Source organism: Erysipelatoclostridium sp. An173 (genome assembly GCF_002160495.1).
Classification (GTDB): Bacteria; Bacillota_I; Bacilli_A; order Erysipelotrichales; family Coprobacillaceae; genus Thomasclavelia; species Thomasclavelia merdavium.
Map to the genome: position 1 here is coordinate 1 of NZ_NFKR01000065.1, position 6,510 is coordinate 6,510.

The following is a 6,510-nucleotide window of genomic DNA, read 5'->3' on the forward strand; positions in this document are numbered from 1 at the left end:
GGTGGAATCTTTTTAGCAAAAACGAAAATAAAAGAAAAAGAGTACCAAAATAAAATTACAACTGCACAAAGGTATGTAGAAGAAAAAGAATATGAAAAAGCAGAAGAAACATATCTAGAAGCAATAGATATTGAACCTAAAGAACCGCAAGCTTATGTAGAATTGGCAGACGTATATGTAGAACAAGATGAGTTTGATCAGGCAAATGACATTTTAGATACAGCTTTGAAAAATGTAGATAAGCAATATCAAGTAGAAATAACAAAGAAGAAAGATGAAATTGAAATAGTTGAAAATGCTAAAAAATCATATGATGAATTATTATCTTGGTATATTAATTCTGCACAAAATGGATTTACAGATAATAATGATCAATTAGCATTAAATAGTGCTTTAATAACTGAAGCACTAAATAATGATAATTTTATGACTCTTTACTATTATTATGGAGATATAAATAATGATGATATTAAAGAATTATTTATAGGTGCTAATAAAAGTGAAGATATTGTTATTTATGCTATTTGGACATATGAAAATGATAAATTAAAAAATATTATTAATAATTATGGGTTTTATGATGGTGAAAAAGAAAGTGTAATTATTTTAAAAGAAGATAAAACATTGAGTTGTGAAGAAACAGAAATTTCAGGTGCTAAAACAGAATTTTATTGGAAATTAAATGACAATAAAGAATTGGAAAAAGTAAATAAAGATTCAGTATCTAAGAAAACGATGAAAATTGACTGGATAGAATTATGCAAAACAAAGGTATCAGTTAATGTAGAAAATGAATATATGAAATTTTTAGAGCAGGTTAAAAACGGTGATTATACACCACCAGAAAATGATTTTACAAGTAATGGCTTGGTACAATTTAATCAGCTTTATTATTCTATCTATGATATTAGTAACGACGGTATTAATGAGTTAATCTTAACTGATTATACTGACAAACCATTTAGTTATAATGAAATATATACATATAATGTAGAAAATAGATCAATTGAATATGTAGGTTGTGTATATTGTTATGCAAATATATTTTATTCTAAAGATTTAAATAAAATTTCAGTGATGACTACTAGGCCTAGTAGGTGGGGAACTGGTGAACAAACTTATCAGATTGTAGATGGTATATTAAAAGAAGCAGATGATGAAGATGGTAATTACGAAAAGATTGAACCAATTTTGTATGAATAATTATAATTTGTAACGTAATGGCATTTATATAGTAAAAAGTTTTGAACAAAAAAAGATAAGAAGGTAATTATAATGAAGTGCAAAAAATGTAAAAAAATGATTCAAAAGCAGTTTACTGCAGTAATTGTGGTGAACCGTTAGAAAAATATGATAAAAAGAAAACAATTATGATTGTTAGCATCATTATTGTCATATTAACAGCAGTAATCGGTGGAATCTTTTTAGCAAAAACGAAAATAAAAGAAAAAGAGTATCAAGATAAAATAGCAACTGCACAAAGGTATGTAGAAAAAAAAGAATATGAAAAAGCTGAAGAAACATATCTAGAAGCAATAGATATTGAACCTAAAAAACCACAAGCTTATGTAGAATTAGCAGATGTATACGTAGAACAAGATGAATATGATCATGCACTAGAAATAATTGAAAAAGCAATTGAAAATGTTGCTGAAAAAGATTTAGGTGAAGTAGAAAAGAAAAAGGAAGAAATAGAGCAAATAATTAATGAAAATGAAGGAATACATCTAAAAAATACAGAGAATATAGAAGAAGATAATTATACGTCAAATAATGATGATCATGATATAAATATTTCTATTTTAAAAGATGATCAAGAAATTTACTATTTTACTGTAGAGTATGATTATGAGGTTGATGTATTAGATAGTTTTTCTTTTAGTTGGGATAGCATAAATAATGAAATAACGATAACTAGTGCTCAGGATAGTTTTATTGGAGCAACAATAGAATTTAAAGAAAATAGTTTACTTATTAAAATAATATTGGATAGCATTGTATTAAATGATGAATTAGAAAAAGTGAATACTTTAAATGAAAACACTTTAATAATTGGTACATGGGAAGATACTAAAGAAGACGGATATCTTGAAAATTTTAATGGAAATACAATATTTAGTGAAGATGGAACAATTACAAGAACCATTCATCGTGAAAAAGAAATCGGTACATATAAAATATCACAAGATGGTAAAACTATTACAGCTACTATGACTGAACATTATTTTGATTATCCATGTATAGAACGTGATTTGTGTGGTTGGACAAAAACACAAAATTATTCTGAAATATTAACATTTAAATTCATTGATGATGATACATTAAAAGTGACTTCCAATTTATCTAGTGAAGATTTTCTTACTGAATTTCATAATGATACAGAAATTTATCGAATACAATGATATCTAAAATAGATAAGTTTAAAATTTTAGTAATAGTGTTCTAAATCGAATAAATATAATTTTATGATTTTATATAGTGCGTTCAATTAAAAATCTTTTAGAACAGCAAAACAAAAAGGGGTATTATATAATGAAAAAATGTAAAAAATGTGGAGCAAAAAATGAAAAAGATGCTTTATTTTGTTACAAGTGTGGAAATAAACTAGAAAAGAAAGAATCTAAAATTAATTTAAAAAATGCAAAAAAGTCAATAAAGTATAAATCTTTAATTATTGGATTAATTACTTTATCAGTTGTGATTGTGGGTATATTTGGTATTGTGAAATTTAATTTATTTGGAAATCTTATAGGAAATAATGAAGAAATTTTAAATACAAAAGAGGCTAGAGCGGAAATTTTTGAAAGTGATGAATTTTCAAAAAAATTACTTAAAGAATCATTGAATAGTGAACTTAATGAAATGGTCAAAAATAATTATTTGTGCATAAATGATTTATATTTAGAAGAATCTCCAATAATTGAAATTATTGAAGAAGAAAATAAAAGAGCACGTTACCTAGGCGAAGGTTACTATATGGTTGAAGAGTCTAATATTGATAATGATTCGGGTACAATAGAGTATTATTTAGCCTATGATGATTTAAAAAAAATTGATAGTGCTATGAATAGTGGTGTTTATGATGTTAAACTTGATTCTCAAAACAGAATTACAGAAATTTCTCAAAAAGGGGATCAATTGTATAAATTAGAATATAGTGGCGATGATGTTGTTTATAAATTTAATGACGATTCATACGCGAAATCTGTAGAATTAGATCATATTAACAAAGACTATTATAAAGTTGATTTTAAAGATGGAACATATGAAAGATTAAGAAAGGACTCTATAGAAAGCAATAACAATATAGATAAAACGAGAAATAGTGATAAGGTCGAAATAAAAAATGATTTGTTGATGTCTGCTGAAGGTACTGATACACAATATAAATATGATAAAAATGGTTTATTAGTGTATTATTTTTCTGAAGACTCCGAGGGAAATAAGGTGGAAATGTCATATATTTATGATTTTGAAAACGGAATACTGTATAGATTCTCAAACTTTGCTGGTATGCCTATTGTTGAAAAAAATGAAATAAGCTTCGCAATAAACCCTGTTAATTTAACATCATTTGGTTGTACTAATGATTTTTTAAAGATACCTGTACTCAGTAGGATTGATGGAACTAGTTATAGCTATGGAACAGAATATTATAGTCATGATACAGGTGATAACGTATATCATTACAGTTTTTTATCTAAGGATGTACTTAATTCTATTTCTTATTCAAAGCAGGGAGAGATAACAGATGAAGTCATTTTTAATTTTGATAAAGATTTGTACTATTATCAGTATGATTCAGAAGAATTATATGAAAATGGATTATTGATTAAATTTTATAAAATTGATTATGACCATGTTGAATTTGTCATTAAATATTTTGATAAAAATAATATTCAAAATGATTCTATAACTAGTATGATTTCTGCAGAGTTTGATGACATTACAGGTGAAACAGAAACATTTAGTTTTGATTCAGATGGAGGCGGTGGAACAGGTCAATTAACATGGGAAAATGGTAATTTAGTATTATCAACTTATGCAAATGATATAAAATTTGCATGTTATCAATATGATTTTGGGGAACATTCGCAATCTGAATTTAACGAAAATATAGGAATAAGTCACGATACTGAATAATAGTTTTTTAGTATATGCTTTTAGTGAATTAGTAAAATTATAATTTGCAGATAATTTACAATAAATCAATATAATTGGAAATAGAGAAAAGTTGAAATGTAAAAAATAAACATGATTAACCATTAGACATAGGTGAGTGTTCAAATTTAGATAAATCTAAAATTGATAAAAATTGTTTGAAACCAATATCCATAATTTTTCGATTTTTCTAAGAAAAAATAACATACCTGTATGAAGTGGTCAATCAAGAAAATAAATATAATAATTTTAAATATAAGTTATTAGGAAATAATCGCTTTATTAATATTATTTGATGTTTTATAAATAAGAAAGGGGTAATTTTGTTTGAAGTGTGCAAAATGTGGCTATATAAATGATTCTTTTGCTATGTATTGTGGTAATTGTGGAGAGAAATTAGATAAACAAAATAAAATAAAAAAAGCGCTTTCTAAAAAAGGTTTATTAGTTTTAATTACATTAGTATTTATTGCTATTATTGCATCTTGTTTGTTAATTTTTTATAAGACTTATGTAAGAAATTATGATGAAACATTAGAAAAAGCACAACAATACGTTGCAGATTTAAATTATAAAATGGCTGAGGATACTTATTTAGAAGCAATTGATATTGATCCTAAACTTCCTGATGCCTATGAAGAACTTGTTGATGTATATTTAGATCAATTTAAAACTAAAGAAGCGTTAGAGATAATGGATTTAGCTATTGATAATGTATCAGAAGAACATGAAAGAGATATTAAATATAAATATGATGAGGTTACAACAGATGTTGATAATTTAGATATTGTTATTGATGCTTTTGAGGTGTTTGAAAGTGGGAATTTAGATCAACTTTACAATACACAGAAATTAATAAACGAACATGCTGATTATTTCATAAACAGATTAAAACAAGATGATAATATTATATATATCCCTGATGGTAATACATCAGGAAAAGGAATAGGAATTTACATAGACTATGATTTTTTAAAAAATAGTGAATATTATAAAGACCTTCATAGCATAGATGAGTATATAAATGTATTTATATATTTTGGTAATTTTAATAAAACTCTGAGAGAGGGGGAATTTATAATTTTGAAAACATCAGTATTATCAATGGAATATTATTATGTTGCTAATTTTGAAAACGATTCAATTGATGGAGAGATTATATGTGAAAATTACACTTATGATGAATCAACTGAGGAAATAATGGTAGAACATATTGATACATATAATTTTTCCGATGGAAAAATCGATGGGAATTTTAAAAGTGATATATATGAGGATGGCGAATATTGCTGTACTACATATGGAACTGCAAGAGATGGCATTATAAATCGAATTCAAAATGATTCAATAGATAGTGAATACGATAGTGATTATATAATAGCTTCTGGTAAAAATGGTTCACATGTGCATTATATCTATTATTCTGATTACACTAAGTTTGATGAATATACTCCTCCATATATATATCTGCCTTAGTATAGAAAGGGTTGAAATAAAGATGATTGAAGAACTGTTTGAAAAAGCTTGTAAATATACAAATTATAAAGAATCAAACTATTGGATATATTCTGTTGAAAATAAAGTACTAAAAAGAGATGATAAAATTAAAAAATATCTAATTGTACGATTCTATAATCGCTATTTTAATGAAAATAATGATTTAAAAGAACTTTATTTAGATGTAAAAGGAAGGAAAGAATTAGTAACAGAATTTACTTTAACAAAAAAATATAATGACAAAAATATTATGGGTTTAGCAATTGAAATTAGTTTAGAAGATGTAATTAAAGATGTTTCGATTGTAGGCTATAAAAATAATGATTATAAAATTATATTTTCTAATCAAACTCCCATAGAACATATTGCTATAGAAGAAAATTATCAAAAACTTAATGTGTTAAAGTCTGCTTTTTCTAAAAAGACTGTTAATATGATTCCTGCGTTTGGTAAAGATTGGTTTTGTAGTTGTGGTTGCTATAATTATGAAGATAGTATGTACTGTGAACAATGTGGAACGTCAAAAAAGGAATTATCTGAAATGATAAATTATAATAGTTTAAATTTGATTAGTAAATTACAATCTAAAATAAAATTTTCTCATAATGAAACATTTCAAGAAACAATTAATAAATATATATCGGCTATAAAATATAAATATGGTATTGATGAAAACTTAATTTTAGAAAATTTAGATATAGAAACTTTAATAGAAAAATATTATAAGGAAAATAGTCATAATTAATATGAGATGCAAGAAATGTAAAACAAAAAATAAGGCTAAGGCAGTTTATTGCAGTAATTGTGGTGAACCGTTAGAAAAACATGATAAAAAGAAAACAATTATGATTG

5 protein-coding genes are annotated in these 6,510 nt (G+C 25.1%); all 5 read left to right on the top strand.

From position 1 onward, the window contains the following. Positions 1-1,203, top strand: a 1,203-nt coding sequence (locus B5F09_RS14055; RefSeq protein ID WP_143357525.1) for a lipopolysaccharide assembly protein LapB, incomplete at its 5' end; no start/stop codon positions are given. Positions 1,204-1,367: 164 nt separating this feature from the next. Next, the gene (locus B5F09_RS14060; RefSeq protein WP_343283913.1) at positions 1,368-2,402 is read left to right on the top strand and encodes a tetratricopeptide repeat protein; all 1,035 of its coding nucleotides are present in this window, start codon (positions 1,368-1,370) and stop codon (positions 2,400-2,402) included. A gap of 130 nt (positions 2,403-2,532) precedes the next feature. Then, positions 2,533-4,143 (top strand): zinc ribbon domain-containing protein, encoded by a 1,611-nt coding sequence (locus B5F09_RS14065; RefSeq protein ID WP_087374963.1) that lies wholly within the window; start codon positions 2,533-2,535, stop codon positions 4,141-4,143. A gap of 345 nt (positions 4,144-4,488) precedes the next feature. Continuing rightward, on the top strand, positions 4,489-5,637 hold the full coding sequence (locus tag B5F09_RS14070; protein ID WP_087374964.1) for a zinc ribbon domain-containing protein: 1,149 nt from the start codon (positions 4,489-4,491) through the stop codon (positions 5,635-5,637). A gap of 22 nt (positions 5,638-5,659) precedes the next feature. Beyond that, positions 5,660-6,403 carry a hypothetical protein gene (locus B5F09_RS14075; protein ID WP_087374965.1) on the top strand — a complete coding sequence of 248 codons (744 nt, stop codon included), beginning with the start codon at positions 5,660-5,662 and terminating at the stop codon, positions 6,401-6,403. Positions 6,404-6,510: the final 107 nt, after the last annotated feature.